17 protein-coding genes and 1 pseudogene are annotated in these 15,326 nt (G+C 62.0%); 4 read left to right on the top strand and 14 right to left on the bottom strand.

Features of this window, described 5'->3' with window-relative positions:
• Positions 1–8: 8 nt before the first annotated feature.
• Entirely contained in the window at positions 9–500 is a 492-nt protein-coding gene (locus QFZ94_RS22885) for a hypothetical protein (RefSeq protein ID WP_429459713.1), read from the bottom strand.
• Between the two features lie 256 nt (positions 501–756).
• Between QFZ94_RS22885 and QFZ94_RS22880 the strand changes: the two genes are divergently transcribed.
• On the top strand, positions 757–1,041 hold the full coding sequence (locus tag QFZ94_RS22880; RefSeq protein ID WP_429459711.1) for an HU family DNA-binding protein: 285 nt from the start codon (positions 757–759) through the stop codon (positions 1,039–1,041).
• A gap of 33 nt (positions 1,042–1,074) precedes the next feature.
• Here QFZ94_RS22880 and QFZ94_RS22875 read toward each other — a convergent pair whose 3' ends face one another.
• From QFZ94_RS22875 to QFZ94_RS22815, 13 genes and pseudogenes are all read right to left on the bottom strand, one after another.
• The gene (locus QFZ94_RS22875) at positions 1,075–2,334 is read right to left on the bottom strand and encodes a conjugal transfer protein TraB (RefSeq protein ID WP_429459709.1); all 1,260 of its coding nucleotides are present in this window, start codon (positions 2,332–2,334) and stop codon (positions 1,075–1,077) included.
• A 244-nt stretch (positions 2,335–2,578) separates the two neighbouring features.
• Positions 2,579–2,686: pseudogene (locus tag QFZ94_RS22870) on the bottom strand (DUF3085 domain-containing protein); the annotation flags it as partial.
• A gap of 370 nt (positions 2,687–3,056) precedes the next feature.
• Positions 3,057–5,372 (bottom strand): SNF2-related protein, encoded by a 2,316-nt coding sequence (locus tag QFZ94_RS22865; protein ID WP_429459707.1) that lies wholly within the window; start codon positions 5,370–5,372, stop codon positions 3,057–3,059.
• A 111-nt stretch (positions 5,373–5,483) separates the two neighbouring features.
• Positions 5,484–6,167: a hypothetical protein gene (locus QFZ94_RS22860; RefSeq protein ID WP_429459705.1), complete on the bottom strand. Its 684-nt coding sequence runs from the start codon at positions 6,165–6,167 to the stop codon at positions 5,484–5,486.
• 112 nt (positions 6,168–6,279) lie between these two features.
• Complete coding sequence (locus QFZ94_RS22855) at positions 6,280–6,891, bottom strand: hypothetical protein (RefSeq protein WP_429459703.1); 612 nt, start codon at positions 6,889–6,891, stop codon at positions 6,280–6,282.
• A 356-nt stretch (positions 6,892–7,247) separates the two neighbouring features.
• Positions 7,248–7,700 carry a hypothetical protein gene (locus QFZ94_RS22850; protein WP_429459701.1) on the bottom strand — a complete coding sequence of 151 codons (453 nt, stop codon included), beginning with the start codon at positions 7,698–7,700 and terminating at the stop codon, positions 7,248–7,250.
• A gap of 71 nt (positions 7,701–7,771) precedes the next feature.
• Positions 7,772–8,878, bottom strand: a complete 1,107-nt coding sequence (locus QFZ94_RS22845) for a DUF6094 domain-containing protein (protein ID WP_429459699.1) — start codon at positions 8,876–8,878, stop codon at positions 7,772–7,774.
• 76 nt (positions 8,879–8,954) lie between these two features.
• Positions 8,955–9,515 carry a DUF3275 family protein gene (locus QFZ94_RS22840; protein WP_429459697.1) on the bottom strand — a complete coding sequence of 187 codons (561 nt, stop codon included), beginning with the start codon at positions 9,513–9,515 and terminating at the stop codon, positions 8,955–8,957.
• Positions 9,516–9,802: 287 nt separating this feature from the next.
• A complete protein-coding gene (locus QFZ94_RS22835) occupies positions 9,803–10,339 on the bottom strand; it encodes a hypothetical protein (RefSeq protein ID WP_429459695.1) in 537 nt (178 codons plus the stop codon).
• Between the two features lie 137 nt (positions 10,340–10,476).
• On the bottom strand, positions 10,477–11,019 hold the full coding sequence (locus QFZ94_RS22830) for a hypothetical protein (RefSeq protein ID WP_429459693.1): 543 nt from the start codon (positions 11,017–11,019) through the stop codon (positions 10,477–10,479).
• Between the two features lie 74 nt (positions 11,020–11,093).
• Complete coding sequence (locus tag QFZ94_RS22825; RefSeq protein ID WP_429459691.1) at positions 11,094–11,513, bottom strand: antirestriction protein; 420 nt, start codon at positions 11,511–11,513, stop codon at positions 11,094–11,096.
• Between the two features lie 580 nt (positions 11,514–12,093).
• Positions 12,094–12,768: a DUF3577 domain-containing protein gene (locus QFZ94_RS22820; protein WP_429459689.1), complete on the bottom strand. Its 675-nt coding sequence runs from the start codon at positions 12,766–12,768 to the stop codon at positions 12,094–12,096.
• 477 nt (positions 12,769–13,245) lie between these two features.
• Positions 13,246–13,638, bottom strand: a complete 393-nt coding sequence (locus tag QFZ94_RS22815) for a helix-turn-helix domain-containing protein (RefSeq protein ID WP_429459687.1) — start codon at positions 13,636–13,638, stop codon at positions 13,246–13,248.
• 350 nt (positions 13,639–13,988) lie between these two features.
• Between QFZ94_RS22815 and QFZ94_RS22810 the strand changes: the two genes are divergently transcribed.
• The 3 genes from QFZ94_RS22810 (at position 13,989) to QFZ94_RS22800 (ending at position 15,223) form a co-directional block, all read left to right on the top strand.
• Positions 13,989–14,408, top strand: a complete 420-nt coding sequence (locus tag QFZ94_RS22810) for an ACT domain-containing protein (protein ID WP_429459685.1) — start codon at positions 13,989–13,991, stop codon at positions 14,406–14,408.
• A 273-nt stretch (positions 14,409–14,681) separates the two neighbouring features.
• Complete coding sequence (locus tag QFZ94_RS22805; protein WP_410850855.1) at positions 14,682–14,924, top strand: type II toxin-antitoxin system ParD family antitoxin; 243 nt, start codon at positions 14,682–14,684, stop codon at positions 14,922–14,924.
• The gene (locus QFZ94_RS22800) at positions 14,921–15,223 is read left to right on the top strand and encodes a type II toxin-antitoxin system RelE/ParE family toxin (RefSeq protein ID WP_429459683.1); all 303 of its coding nucleotides are present in this window, start codon (positions 14,921–14,923) and stop codon (positions 15,221–15,223) included. Before QFZ94_RS22805 ends, QFZ94_RS22800 begins: the two co-directional genes overlap by 4 nt.
• The last annotated feature ends 103 nt before the right edge of the window (positions 15,224–15,326 follow it).

Below are 15,326 nucleotides of genomic sequence, written 5' to 3'. Positions count from 1 at the left end.
GCTGCTACTTACGGGCGATCGGTCTCCTCGTTTTCAGACGGTGGGCGGGATGGTAATGGCGATGGATTCGTACCGCGGATGAAGCGCATCAGCGCATCGTCGGCCTCGATGATGGCGTGGGCGGGCGCGGTATCCAGTTGCCGGTCGTGCAGCACGAGAATCCGCTCGAAGAACGGATACCCGTCTTCGTCGAGATGCCAGGCGTCGGTGCCCACGCCGCGCCGGTTAGCGACCTCCATATATTTCTCTGCCTCGTGAAACTGTGCCAGCGACAGCTCGCCATATCCGGCGCGCTGGAGAAACCACGTGACGTACATCGCACGCGCCAGATCGACAAGATTCTCCCTGCATCCCGCGCCGAGACGAACCGTTACCAGGGCAGCGTGAAACTTCAGCGAACGGGCACGGGCCGCTTCACACGGCAGAGGAAGCAGCAACGCGCGCGAATGGCGACGTCGACTGCCGTTTCGATTGGGGATAGATCTGGAAGTGCGGGACATGCGAAGGGAACTGTGAGCGTACTGCGTTTCGTGGCGTGTGCAATATTACGCCAGTCCGATATTGCCGTTCCTGAAAGCCGAAGCGAGCCCGCGCCGGCCAGGCGCCATTCCGCTTCGCCTCACAGCGTCTGGCCGGGGCTTGCGCAGCCGGCCCGCTTCGCGGTACGGTACGCGCTTGCACGAAGATCCGTCAACCTTCAGGTAACCGTCTGTGGGATCACGGCTGGTCATTATTCATCGAGAGAGGAAGCAGGACATGAACAAGCAGGAACTCATTGATGCCGTCGCGTCGTCGACGGGCGCAAGCAAGTCCATCACGGGCGAGGCGATCGATGCGGTGATCGGGGCGATCACGAACGCAGTGGTCAAGGGCGACACCGTACAACTGGTCGGATTTGGCTCGTTCAGCCAGGGCAGCCGCGCAGCACGCACGGGCCGCAATCCGTCGACCGGCGAGGAGATCAGCATCGCCGCCACGAAGACGGTGAAGTTCACCGCGGGCAAGGCGTTCAAGGATGCGGTGAACGGCGCCCGCAAATAAGCGATGCGCCTAGCGATCCCTTTAGCGGATCATTCATCGGTTCGTGGCGCGCAGGAGTGGGGCGCCTGCGAGACGCGCCACTGACGCGATACCCTGCTGCTGGATTTCCGGGAGCGCCAGACCGGCGTCGAACCATCCGTTTGACAGGCTGATCACGATGTCGGGCTGGTCCAGCAGCATTCGCCAGTGTGGCCACCAGAGCAGGTCCTCATAGCAGAGCGACATCGCAGCACGCCGGCCGGCGATCGTGAGAAAGTGCTGGGTGAAGTCGCCTCGGATTGCGCTGATCTGTCCGCCGGGCTGCCATAACGCGACCGGGACAGGTTGCCGGCTGTCCATCCGGCCGCGTCCGGCACCCGTCACCACCGCGCTGTCGGTGTAACGGAAGGGCGTTGTGCTCACGCCAATATCCATTCCTATCAAGAGCGTCTGTCCGGCCGCGCGCATGCGTTCGATATCTGGGCGCCACCATAAAGTCATGGCCGGGCGCCACAAGCCCGCGATCTCTTCGGGCAGGATCACCACGCGGGCGCCCCCCGCGAATGCACGCTCAACGACGGCCCGTAACCACAGCGTTCGCGCGTAGAGAGACGGATAGGTGGACTGATCGAAGCGACCGAGCGCTGTATTCACAGCGGTCCATCGGACGGGTGAGTCGGGTGGCGTCCATTGCCAGTGAGCACACATGGACAGCGCAGCGAGCAGCGCGCCTGCGAGCCACACTTTGCGGGTCCATCGCGGCATGCCAGCCACTCCGAGCGCAGCCATACCGAGGACCATTCCAGCGAGCCGCCAGCCTGGATACAGCGCACTTGCCACATGGAGCGGAGAGAGCCACCCGATGACGCCAATGGGGGGGACGGTGACCGCCAGTGCTGCGAGCGCCACGCGCCACGCATGGTTCACTGCTGAAGCGGTCGGACCGCGTTTCAGTATGGTCCACGGAAGTGCCAGCACGAGGGCCTGCAGTAACCAGCAGGCGATACCGAGTGCGAACGCAACGGGCGCTTTGAGGTCGTGGTAGCCCGCGAAGAACCGCTCGCATACAACCGGAATATCACGTGCGCCTGTGAGGTAGTAGGCGGCCCAGAGCGTGAAGCAGGCAAGACGGCCGCGCGATTTCGACCAGGCGGCGGGCAGTGCGAGCAGCACGAGGGCGTCATGTCCCGGATACCACGCCAGAAACGCAACCATGATCCCGGTGGCGGCTGCGACCCCGCAACGCGAAAGCGGTATTCCGGCTTGCAATACGACTACGGCCTGAACCCGTAACAACAACGGAATCTTCTGCATGACGGTCAGCTCGCGGCGTAATGAACTGGCGACAGGTGCTGTCGCAGTCTCGGGTCGCGCTGCTGCCCGGTGAGCTGATCAAATGATTGTCAGCATCCGGTATCGTTGTGGCGTGCAACCTCATCTTAGGACATCCGCCTGCAGCCTGAGCGAGCTTTGCCTGGCGCATAGTAAAAAATGCCCCTGTCTCTTTCGAGGACAGGGCAGCACACCTTCCTTTGGCGGGCGATAGCGGACCAGGTCGTCATGTTCCCGGTCTGACCGCATTCAGATACAGATGACTCGCGTCGGCTCGAATTTCCAGATTGCACCGGTCATGGATGACCCGGTCAAAGACGGCGTCGTCCTGATCAAGGTACTCCGCGAAATCGTCACCGCCGAACTCTGTGCGTCCGCGATGCCACCACTCATCGAATGGACCGTGTCGGGGTTACATCCGACGGCATACGCGATCAGTCGCGGCTGACCATTGGCTGTGGCGTCGCTCTTCTCGGACATCATGTAGACACCCTGGTCCTTGACGAGAACGACGGAACAACCCTGGGACCTGGCTTCGATGAGCACAGGACGCAGATCGGAAGCGTTGAAACAGATCATGATGATGACCTCCAGAAGTTGGGGAAAGCGAAGCGGGTCGTCGGACCCGCATGCAGACAATGCGAGGGCTGCCACGTCACCGCGCCACATGGAATGATGAGTGGCCGCGGAGCCTGTGGTACCGGCTATTCCTGATTGATGAGCTGACGGGCGAGGGCGACTTCGATGCTTTCACCGCCCTGGTTGAGGATGTCGAGACCAGATTCCGGCATGTCGCCGGAAGTCGACTGCGAGACCGCGATTTTCTGTGCCATCAACTTCAGGCAACGCATCTGCGCCGTGCCTTCGTATCCGAGGAAACGCACCGTCACGTCGAGGGTCTGGCCAATTCGCCAGCTTCGTCGTGCCGCCTGTTGCAACGTGTAGACGTTGTAGCCCGACTGGAGAAAGGCGATGGTCGGGAATTCGAGCAGATCGAGCCCGGTCTTGACCAGCTCGGGGTTCGTGATGATGACCTCCGCACCACGCTCCAGCTGATCGGCGACCCAGTCCTCACGTTTCTCTGCGGCAACACTCGCGCGAAGCACCGAGGCCCTGACACCGGCGGCATCAAGCAGGTTCTTCAGCCGTACCGATGTATCGCGGGTGCCGGTATAGGTTGTGTAGACCAGCGTACGCCGGCGATTCAGCAGTTCGCCGCGAACAAGCCGCAACAGTTCGGCTTCCTTCGGACCGGGTTGGTCGTCACGCAGCAGGGCCGGGACACTGGCGAGAATCCGCTTCGTGCGTGGGTGTCGCACCAGCTCTGGACGAAAGCAGCATTCCGGCCACGCGAGCAGTGCGTTAAGCACGACACCCAGCAGGCTCTTGTCGCCGCAGCGCAGCGCGGCACGCAGTTCCGTCGTAAGCGTCGATTCGAGCGATCGATACGCTGCGGCCATCTCTTCCGACAACGCGACCGGCAGCAGGGACTCGTCGTAGGGCGGCAGAACATTCTGACCAATCTGCGAGAGCTTCAGGAAGGCGGTATAGGGGACGACGTACCGCATGATGCCCTTGGGGCCGAAGCCCGGGCCCTTGATCGTCGAGACGCTCTTGCGATCGCCCTTCGCGGTGCGGTGCGAACCTTCGTCGACCTGCCTGTGAATATCGATGAGCACGCCATGTTCACGCATGAAAGCCATCGTTGCGGCAGCCATCGAGCCGTTGCTGTTGTAGTTGAAGCCGTCCTCGATCAGCATTGACGGATTCAGGCGATAGAGCAGGTGATACAGATCATCCGCGTAGCCGCCCATCAGCGTGCCGGTGAGCAGGAGGGTTTTCGACGCCTTGCGGGCAAGGACGCCCATTGCCTGACCCTGGGCGGAATTCTCATTCTTGTACTCATGGCCTTCGTCGGCGATTAGCAGGCCGAAGTAACCCTGCGGGAGATAGCGTTTGACGAACTCCGACGCCTGATAGCCACCCTGCCCGAACGAGATTTCCGTGTGGGCCAGCGCGCGCTCCATGCGTCGGGCCTGCCGGTCGGAGAAGACGAGTTCGCCGCTGTCGTCCATCAGGTTGATGAACTCGAACACATTGTCCTGAAGCATGTCAGCGAGCATCGATTCGCCGAAACGCGAGAGCAGGCGTTCGGCGGTTTTCTCACCAACGGTGGGCATCTGCAGCAAGGCGCCTTTCACGAGCTCGCGCATCGATCGCGTGCCCTGGCTTTTGGGCGCCAGCGTCCACAGTCTCTCGCCGCAACCGCATGCGCGGCGCTTTTCGTTGAGCGCGGTACGGGCGAGGGTAGGTGTCAGCGGATTGCCGTCTTCATCGCAGACGAATTCCCCGCATGAAGGGCAGCATGCAAAGACGCGCGTGATCGCATCGGTTTCCATATCGAGTGTGGCAACACGGCGCGCGAAGGCAGGCTTCCAGTCGAATCCCATGCGCATGCGCACGCGGCCGAGGATAAAAAACTCCGGCACCGAAGGTTTCGAGTGCATCACGCGCAACTGCAGGAGCTTGCGCAACGTATCCGGGCCGTTGAGGATCCAGACGCGTGCACCGGGCACTGTGGCCTTGATTTCGCGTCGCCACTTGTAGACAAGGTGGGGTGGCGCGATGACGAGCGTGCGCGGAAAGCCGCAGTGATGCAGCAGGACGGCCACGCCGATGCCCATGAGCGTTTTGCCGGTTCCCATTTCCGCATTGATGACACCACCCGGTGCGTGCTGCGTGAGCAGTGTCGTGATCGCATGAATGACCTCACGTTGTGCCGGAAAAGGCTGGCGTGAGAGGCCATTGAGCAGGACGTCCCAGTGTGCGGGCCGTTGGCCGTCGTAGATGGAGGGATTCTGCTCACGTACGGTGTCAAGCAGGCCAGCACCAAAGTTCGAAATGAAATCCGGCAACGCGATGATGGACGTTTCGCCGGTTGAGGCTTCACCGGCCGATACTGCATCATCGGTCCCAGCGGAATTGCTGGCCGGTTCGGTTGCTAACTGGAGGGTTTCCATGAGAGACCTCATCTGGAGAAGAGGCGCCGGAAAACATCTCCCTGCGGGGGCGATGTCTGCCCGCGCCGGGTTGAGAAAGGAAAGGAGAGCGGAGCCCACGTTGGGCAGTAGTTAATCAGGATTGCTACTGGTATCCTGAAGCAATGTGTCCAACTGGATGGTTAGCGTTTCTCGCGCAACGTCGTCGCCTATACCGGCAAGCGTTTTTCTCACCATCGTGGCGAGCATCGTCGTGGCGCTGTCGATATCATCGGCAACCAGTGCTTCACGAAACCCACTTCCGAATTCGATCGGCTGGCGGCTGTCGCCGTAGAGGATCACCTCGCGACTGATGAACGTGCCGTTTCCACCGAATTCGAAGAGGCGGGGCTTGCTGCAGTGCCAGCAGCCTTCGAACTGAATAGCGCGCAGACCGTGGCCATCGTCGAAACAGAGCGCTATCGTGAATAGCGCTTCGAGGTCTGCTGTGTCTTCGAATGCATGGTGGTCGACGAGGTTGTTGAGCTCCCCATCGTTATCGACGCGGAAACGCCCAGCCAGCAGTTGCAGCAGGGTGGCCAGGGGGACTTCATCTTCCTCCGGGCAGGGAAGGTCGAGCTGCGCAGCGAGACCCATCAGCCCGTTGCGAATGTCGCTCCATGTCGCATCACTGGTTTCCGAAATCCGGGCGATGTAGGCCTGGCCGTTGCCAGGCCAGTCGGGGTCGAGCAGGAAGGCACCGAAGAGCGCGGAGATGACAGGGGTGACATGATCGAGCATGAGGACGCCCGTGCCGTCGTAGTAGTTGTTGGCCATGATGTGCTCCATAAGGCGCGGGCGACGCGTCTCGCCTGGGAGACGCGCACGTTCCGCAGGTTGAAAAGAAAAGACCGGCCGGCGAAGGCCGCCGGGATCACGCCCGGGCGGGTCAGTCAAGCCCGAGCGAGCCGTTGCGAACGAAGCCGGAAATCGCTTCGGCAAACGAGTCCGGAAGTGAGATCCAGGAGGCGTGGATACGCCCGATGGGCGCGTGGGGTGTCTGGTCGAGGCTATTGACCAGCCGTTCTCCGAGTGTGCCGAGGACCAGTGCACGCCAGTGCGGCAGCAGCGGTAGCGGGCTGAGCTGTTCGATCAGAGACCAGGTGCGGACTTCGAGTGACCCGACGTCGTGCGCCTGGGTTTCGCGGTCGATCAGCTGCCACGCTGAGCCGGTGGCCTTCGACGGATTGAGAAGCGCTTCGTCATAGATCCACGTGTGAACGAGATTGCCGAACAGGTTGTCCTTCGGTAGGCGGCCGCTGTACTTGTCGAGCCGCCGTGGATCGCCGACAGGAACCTCGGCCAGTGTCTGACCGGTGTCGGGATCGAGCAGGGTGATCTGGCGGATACCGCCTTCCTGGATACCCAGATGTAGCGACGCGTACAGTTGCTGGACGGCGCCATCACGGCCGAATACGGAAATGAAGGCGAGTTCGCCATCGGGGGCACGCACGCAGGCATCGACGAAGATGTCCTGCAGTTCCTTGACGGGATACAGCATGGGGATGCTCCAGCATGAATGTCCGGAGCACCTGCCGGGTGCTGGCCCGGACGGGTTGAAGGGAAATTCCGGGGCTTCCCGAAGGAAGCCACAGCCGCGCAGACGAAGGCGCCGGAAAGAAGCCGCGGGGGACAACGGAAGGTGTCGCGTAACGGGCGACGACGGGTCGGCTACCGGCAGACCAGCGGGGTATGCATGCTGTGAGTCGGGACCACGGAAACCGCTTTCCCCGAACGTCGCTCGTGACGCCCCGGGAAAGTGCCCTGGACAGGGCGCATAAGAGATTGAGATGCGGGATTGAAATGCGGGATTGAAATGCGGGATTGAAATGCGGGATTGAAATGAGCGCCGGCCGGTCAGCAGGCTGTCAGCGTTCCCAGCAGCGCGCGAAGCTCGCGCGCCTGGCCAACCGTGAGGGTCATCGTCAGCAGGGCATCGGGATGCCACGTCCTGATCGACGTTGCGAGGGGCAGCCGGCAGTCGACAAGGCGGACCAGTGCGAGCAGGCATGGAGCGGCGCTCCGCAGCTTCCAGGCGGCGACCGATTGATGGGCGGGCGGCCAGGTGTCGACCGGCGTGGCATCGAACTGCACGCTTTGCCCGTCGATCTCTTCATCGTCGTCGTAGAGCAGCGGTCTGTCGGGAGTGTCGTCCCAGAGCGTACCGGCCTTGTATGCCGCATGTGCTGTCGCACACGCAGCGCCGGAGTTCGCCGCCCGGATGCCGACGACAATCCGGTGTGTGCGATCGAGGCTGTAGCCCACCATGAAGGCGGGAAGGGGTTGCGCGGTAAGCGGTGTGTCAGTCATGGTGCATGTCCTGTCATCACGGAACCCGCCCCTGCGGGGCAAGGCCCCGCGGGGTTGAGAAGGGATCCGGTCTAGTGGATCGTGACGATGCGGCCAAGATTCGGGCCGGGTGTGAAGTCGATGCCAGCGATCGTCGGGACGAACCGGTCGCGCATCAGGATCGTGGTCCGGATGTCGCCCTTGTCGGTTTCCTCGATCTGGACCTCCTGTTCCTTCTGCTTGATGGTGTCGCCGCGGATCAACAGGCGCGTGCCGTCGGTGCCGGTCACCACACCGGTGATCTGGCCGGCCGCGAGCGCCAGGGCTAGGTGCCAGTCGGACAGGTCGCGTAGCGGTCGGCGCGGCACGACTGCCTTCGAAGCGAACATCGTGGCGAACTGCGGCCAGAGCGTGGCGCCCTGCAGGCGTTCCACTTCGTGCTCAAGCTGCGGCGCGTCGATCCGGGTAGACAGGAACGCGTGCTCGCCGGCGGTCGAAGGAATGCAATACGGGGCTGCCGGCCAGTGCCCGGGTAGTTCCGGTGGCAACTCGCCTTCGGTGATACGGGCGAGGCGTGTCGCCAGTGCACTGTCCACGCCATCGGCACGCCGTTTGACACCGAAGAGGACGATCTGTTTGAACGTCTGGTCGGGAGCGAGGAAGACCTCGACATGCGTGAAGTTGCGAGCGATCATGGTCGCGAACTCGCGATCCATGACGTAGTGCGGCACGATCAGCACGAGCACGCCGCCGAATGCGAGCCACGGGACCGTTTTCAGGTAGAAGAGCTTCTCGAGCCGGTTCGGCTGATGCTCGCCCGTCTGTGCCTTATCGGAAACGACGTCGCCGTAAGGCGGATTGAGGAACAGCAGGCCCATGCTGCGCGTCGTGATGAACATGTCGTGGACGTCGGTATGCGCCACGGTATCCAGCACGCCCTTCGCATGCCAGGCGCGCTCGCGGTCGTATTCGATGCCGAACGCCCGGATGGCATCTGGTGTCGCGGATAGTTCTGCGAGCGCAACCTTCAGGTCGTGCAACGCAGCCCCTTCGCCGCAGCACGGATCGAGCAGCCGGACCGGACGCTCAGGATCGGCCAGTGCAAGCGCGGGGACAATCCGGCCGAGCGTGACGACGTCAGTCGGGAAATAGCCGTTCCTGATGAAATTTCTGGCGAGGCGGGGGAAGATCAGGGCCATGTGAATCTCCTTGGGAGTGCAGAGGGACGGGCGTGCCGTGCGACAGAAGTCGCAGGGCACGCCCGCGATCGGGAAGTCACGCCTTCAGCCAGGTCTGCGTGGAGGCCTGGAAGGCGTAGCCGAACGCGCGAAGCTGGTCGCGCTGCTGACGAAACACGCCGCGGTCGACGGTAGGGTCGAGCTTCACAGGGTCGCCCGCGACGATGGCGTCGGCCAGTTCGGTGCCGAAGAGGTCGGGCAGATACAATTCACCGGACTCGCTTCCAGCGTGCGCGGTGACGGCCGATTCATCCGCGCGCGGTTTGGCTACCGTGTCTGGCACGCGTTCCTCGTCCGCCGGATCGGGTTCGGTCGAGGCGGGTACCTGCCCCATCTCGCTGAACGGTTCGTCGTTGTCGAGCTGGACGTCGGCGAGTCTTGCGCGGATCTCGACGGTGACCTTCCCGTACCAGACGTAGCTGTGCGGGTAGATCTTGTCGATCAGAAACGTGCCCGTGTAAGCACCGGGCTCGAACTGTTCGAGGACCTTGTCCTTGACCTTGAACTCGCCGACGGACGTCGTGAGTTCGCCAACCTGGAACGGGCCGTTGCTGCCCTTGATGGTGCGCACGTCGAGCGTGCCGGAAAGGGAAATCATGATGCCTCCACGAGGTGAGGCGGGATCGTCCCTGGCGGGCATGGCGTCCCGCCGGTTGGGAAAGATAAGGTGCGGATGAATTCCGTCTGCCCGTTCCGGATGTCGATGTCGGGCAGGCAGCCGCGCAGACAGTGGCGACGGAAAGCAGCTGCAGGGGTCGCTTAACGTGGCGACGCACGGATCTGCATCGGGCAGATCAGCAGGAACGGGTCATTCCAGGCGCGTGTTACACGCGCCTGGAATGACGCCTGGCATGGCAGCCAGGCGCAACGGAACGGCAAAGATGATTACCCGGCGGGTTGCGGAGCAGGTTCGTCTGCATGCCGCTGACCGGTGATGTGACGGAAAAGCCGCGGCGGAAAACGAAAGAGCCGACCGCCGCTTTCGACGATCCACGTGCGGCGCTGCCGGCCGACTACGACGGCTTCATCGATCGACAGTCCGCGGAGCGTCAGGACGTCACCCGGCGTGAGGGTGCGCGAGCGTGCGGCATGCCATGCGCGGACCTGATCACGCCATCCGGGTGAGACAGGTGGAACCATGTCGAGATAGGCCAGAGGACACGAGTAATAGAAGGGCTCCATGTCCTCGCACATATCCTTGTAGCCCCAGCCTGCGCAGCCTTTATCCCACGCGAGCAGATCGCAGCCGATGTAGCGGAACGGCAGTTCACCCGGTCGCGTAATTTCCCATACGGTCCAGAGCACGTTGCCACTGGTACAGTGTCGCAGGCAGCGGTGTGTCGTGCCGTTGTGTTCTTCGTAGCGGGTCAGACGTTCGATCAGTTGTGAGCGGGTCTGCCCATGACCAAAGAGCCATCCCATGATGCACCTCGTGGAGTGAAGCGGCGCATCATTCCCGGGCGGGGACGATACGCCGCGGGGAATGCACCGTTGTGCCGGTGCGGGAAGGAGTGATGTGAGTCGGCGATGCCGCGAGTCAGGTTACGACAGGGGCGCGGCTACACCCGTTGCTGCGAGCGAAGGTCGCGACCGATGACGGTGCGTACCGAACTGATGACGAAAACCGTCCAGTCGGCGAAGTACCGGTCATCGAACATGATTGCGCCGGAGGTGAGCCCGAGCTGGACCGGTAGTGCGAACCTGCCCGTGGGGACGTGACCGCCAGGCCCTGCGACGACTTCCATGTCGGGAAAGAACAGGCGGCCTTCGAATGGGTCAAGAAATTCGAGTCTCATTTCGCGCGCTTCGACCATATGGCAGTAGCGCAACCTGCCTATCAGGGGGCCATCGAAACCCGGTGCGAGCGATGCGCTGAACGGCTCGTCGCGTCCATTGAATAGTCCGAGATAGAGGCCGTCGGGAAGATTGACGTTCTGGTCCGTATAGCGCGGCAGCGATCGACCGTCGCGACACGCAAAGACCGGCCGCGGCGAATCGCTGTTCTCATCGGGCCAGCTCGCCGCATGGCCCAGCATGCCGGGCTCGGGCAGGGCGTATCGCGCGCCGGATGGCCGGGGAGCAAGGAGCGCACAGGTTGACATGGTTGTCTCCGGGAAGAAGCGCGGAGACGCGCCCCTGCGGGCTGCGTTCCGCAAGGGTTGAGGAGTGGACGGAGTCAGTCGATGGCGGCGAAGATCTCGCGCGCCTCGGGGTGAGAGGGTACGAAGGCGATGAGCCTGTGATAGAGATCGGTGAATGCGTCGTCTTCGGTTGACCACGCCATGGCGTTCAGCGCGAATAGCGTCGCGACAATGCCAGCCGCATCGCAACTCATTTCGCCCGCGTAGCCGTTGCCGTCGCAACTGATGTTCAGCTGACAATCCATGCGGGGGCTCATATAGAACGCGCTGTTAGACAGCTCGACATAGTCCCAGAACCCGCCGCGGTAGGCATCGCAAAGTGATTCCATTGCGGCGTAGACGGCAATCTCACCGCGGATCATGTGCCTGCCAAGGTAACGCGGGAGTATTTCCATACGGCGCTCCTCGGGCACGAGGGTGGCGACGATGGAACGTGTTTCAGCAGCCTGGTTCATGACATCCTCCAGAATGATGCGGAGGACGACTGCCCCTGCACGGGGAAGCGCATTCCCCGCGTGGGTTGAAGAAGACGAATGCCACCGGTCAGGCGGATGCTGGTCCGCGAGTAGGCGACAGGAAGGTGGGTACGAAAGGGCGCAGGGACTGCCTCGCTGATACGGGCCGTCGGCCATACGAACACCCAAAGCTGGGAAGGCTATCCGGACCTGGCTGGTTCACCAGGCGCAGCCGCGCAGACGGAGGCGCCGGACAGGGCTGCAAAATGCGTCGCCTGACGTGGCGACGGACGGGCCCGCAACTGGCAGGCCAGCAGTGAAGCGGTTATCCGTCATTGACCAGCGCGGTGACTCACGGATAACGCCTGGCAGATCGTGAACTGCCAGGCATCTGTCTGGCCGGGACGATCTGTCCGGCACAAACGTCACGGCGTGACGGGGCCACCGTGGACCCGGAGGGGAATCGGCGGGACCATACCGGCTTTCCGGAGCAGCTCACGTCTGTCGCTCCGGAAAGCCGGCTGAACGGCCGGGCGTAGAGATGAGTCCCCGCGCGGGGCGGGGACCATGTTGTTGCCGCTTACCGGTTGCCGGCAGCAGGTCGGCGGATGTTGCCGCCGCCCTGGCGGCGAAGTGGCGGATAGCGGTTGGTGCGCGGAGCGGCGGGTCCGGAGGTTGCGTCAACTGCCGGCGCACCTTCACCGGAGTCTTCATCCTTGCCCCCGTCGACCGGCTCTCCGACTTCAGGGGTGCCGCGGTCATCGCGATGTTCCGTCGATGACTCACGCCCGTCGACGATTTCGCGCGAGCTATCGGCACCCGCTTCGGTGTCGTCGCCTTCGTCTCGCCAGACTTCCTGGCCGTCGACCTTGATCCAGAAGAGCTTGAGAAGACGCCCTTTGAGGACGGAGCCCGTTTCGCCAGCGCGATTGCCGGTGCGTTCGAACGTACGGATATAGTGGTCCCCAGACCGGAAGGCGACGAGCACCTTCGCGCCCCGATCATTGGCGTCATCCATGACGGAGCGAACTGCTTCTTTTGCCTTTTCGCCGGAGACGATCAGGTCGAGCGGAAGATAGACGATGCCGTTATCAACGTTCGGATCGCCATGAAACGCGGAGATCGAGCATGCAAGAAAGGGTTTGGCCTTGCTGCGGCCATTGCCACGCGAGGCGACGTCGCGGACGCGGGAGAGATACCCGAGGCCACGCAGATGAAGATCGAAATACTTGCGGGGTTCGACAGACTGGTTCATGACGATTCTCCAGAACGAAAAAAGGGAATCGCCATACCCGCGTCGGGGAATGACAATTCCCCAGACGGGTCAACAAGGAAGCTTCCGGTCAGGTGACCTGCGGTGGTCCAGACGACGGGATGAAGCGCAACCGCAAAAGGTGTCGCACGGGCGACGGTACTGCAAAGGATGCTGGACGAATTCCAGCGGGCAACTTCAGTTGTGAATCGTAGCCGGCAACACCAAAAAGTCAAGGCAACCTGTTGTTATGGATTGTTCGTAGTCCAGATGAATATATCGGCGCTCAATGCAATCTCACGATATGTCACGCTGTTTCACTGTCTGATCCGTACCGGGTTCGTCGCGGGTGATCTATCCAGACGGCAGATCCGGTGAAAGCGAATACCGCGGGTAGCGCGCAGATTCAGGGCATGCCCAGATCGCCGCCGCGCGGGTGAGCATATAGGGAAACGGCGCACCGCTGGACCGTCGGTGTGGTTATGGGTTCTGTTTGCGCGGGCGCCGCTTGCCAGTGGCCCGGACATTCGTGGTCAGGGTGATGGCTTCATCCATGAGATGCTCGAGTGCATCCTGCTGGAGCGGGGTGAGTACCGAGAGCTTCTGATGGATGCGCATTGCGCGGTCGGCCGGACCGGTGGCGGTTTCCCCCAGAAAATCCGACAGCCGGCACTCAAGAATGCCGGCGAGCTGTGCAAGGCGTTCGAGGCTGGGGGACGTCACCCCACGTTCGATGTGAGAGAGCGATGCCTGAGCGAGACCAGCCGCTTCGGACAGCTGTTCCTGGGTCAGGCCGAGCGCCCTGCGTCGGGTAGAAATCGCCTTCCCGATTGCCTTGACCAGTTGTTCATGCTCGCCTTGCTGCCTTGTCACTGCCGCTCCCACCCTGAAATGCGGCAAGTGTGCGTGGACAGACGAAAGCAAAGAAGGACTTGAAAACTAATAATATGTGTAATACGTTATATTCGGGAATGCCGGCGGACTGGAGTGTGGCTTCCGGCCGGATTCGGGAATGAGCGAGAGGTCCGCTCGGTTGACTCTTTGAGCTTGAATCCGTGAGATTGGGACTTTGGCGGGAACCTGCAGTGTAATGTCACGTGAGCTCATCAGAATGCCGGATATGTTTCTGATTCGTTCACAATATCGTGTTAGTGAGTGTTGGATACCGACCGTGACAGCCGGTATTCCAGTCCGACAAAACTTCCTACCCGACGGGGAGCGCGGTGAGCCAACCGGTTACGAAACTTGAGCAGTTGCTGGCGTCGATGCAGCCGGAGCTGAACGATGGTGCCTACATCTTTTCATCCGTTCAGCCGGACAGGGACGTGTCGCGACTGGCGCCCGTGGCAACGTTTCGCGAGCGCGAAGGACTGACCATCATCATCGACGAGCAGACAGCATTACGTGAAGGCTTGCCGGTGCTTTTCCGCGCAGCGTGGATCACGTTAACGGTTCATTCCGATCTGGAGGCCGTCGGGCTCACCGCGGCGGTCGCCGAGGCGCTGACCCGGGCCAGCATCAGCTGCAATGTCGTGGCCGCCGCGTTTCACGATCACATTTTTGTACCGGTCGAGCGTGCGGCGGATGCGCTTGCCCAACTCGCTGGACTCCAGGCAAAAGCGCTGCGCGACGCGACGGCCTGATGTTCCCTCCCACGAAGTCGGGCTCCCGCTCACTGCGCGACATGGTTTTCGGCTATCCACAGAACATGTCTGGGGATTCCAGATATAAAGGGACCGAACGTGATGCCCCGAGGAGAGGGGTTCTCCCGACCAAAGCGCCCTGCGCGCTAACCAGTCAAAGCAGTCCGATTTGACTGTCATGCGGCATTGCCACAGCAAATCCGAGCCATCCGGGCCAGATTTTTCGACACCAAATACCGGAAATTGGTATTCTTGATGTAGGAGGTTCGGGCCATGAGCAAAAGTACGTCGTTCACACTCGGTGAACACTTTTCGGAATTCGTCGATGATCGCGTGCGCAGTGGCCGCTACAGCACGGCGAGCGACGTTGTGCGCGCCGGCTTGCGCCTGCTCGAGACCGAGGAAGCCAGGCTGGAGGCGCTGCGAAACGCCCTGATCGAAGGCGAGCAGTCCGGGCCGTCGCGCCCGTTTGATTTTCGCAAGTACATTGCAGGCAAGCGGAACAGAACCGCATGAAGGCTTATGTTCTCTCTCCTGCGGCCGAGCGTGACCTTGACGACATCTGGGATTACACGGCCGGGAGATGGGGAGAGACGCAGGCTGAGCATTACATCCTGGGCATCGAAAGCACCATTTCCGGGCTGGCCGATGGTACTCAGCCGAGTCTGTCCGCGGCAGATGTGCGCGAAGGCTACAGGAAAGCGCTGGTCGGAATGCATGTCGTGTTTTTCAGGGAGTCGACGGCACTGATTGACGTGATTCGCATCCTTCATCAACAGATGGATATTCCGGCGAGACTCGGGGACGACAACTAGGCTGGCGGAGTGATGTTTCCTCCAGACAGGGGTCACGACCTGTCGCGCGAATACGCAAGTATCGAATCTGATTGTCAGGCCCGGTCGGCAGCCGCGTCACCCG

Source organism: Paraburkholderia sp. JPY465, from assembly GCF_050436725.1.
GTDB lineage: Bacteria > Pseudomonadota > Gammaproteobacteria > Burkholderiales > Burkholderiaceae > Paraburkholderia > Paraburkholderia youngii.
The sequence above is the reverse complement of the archived record's forward strand: the minus strand, read 5'-3'. Positions and strand labels throughout refer to the sequence as shown.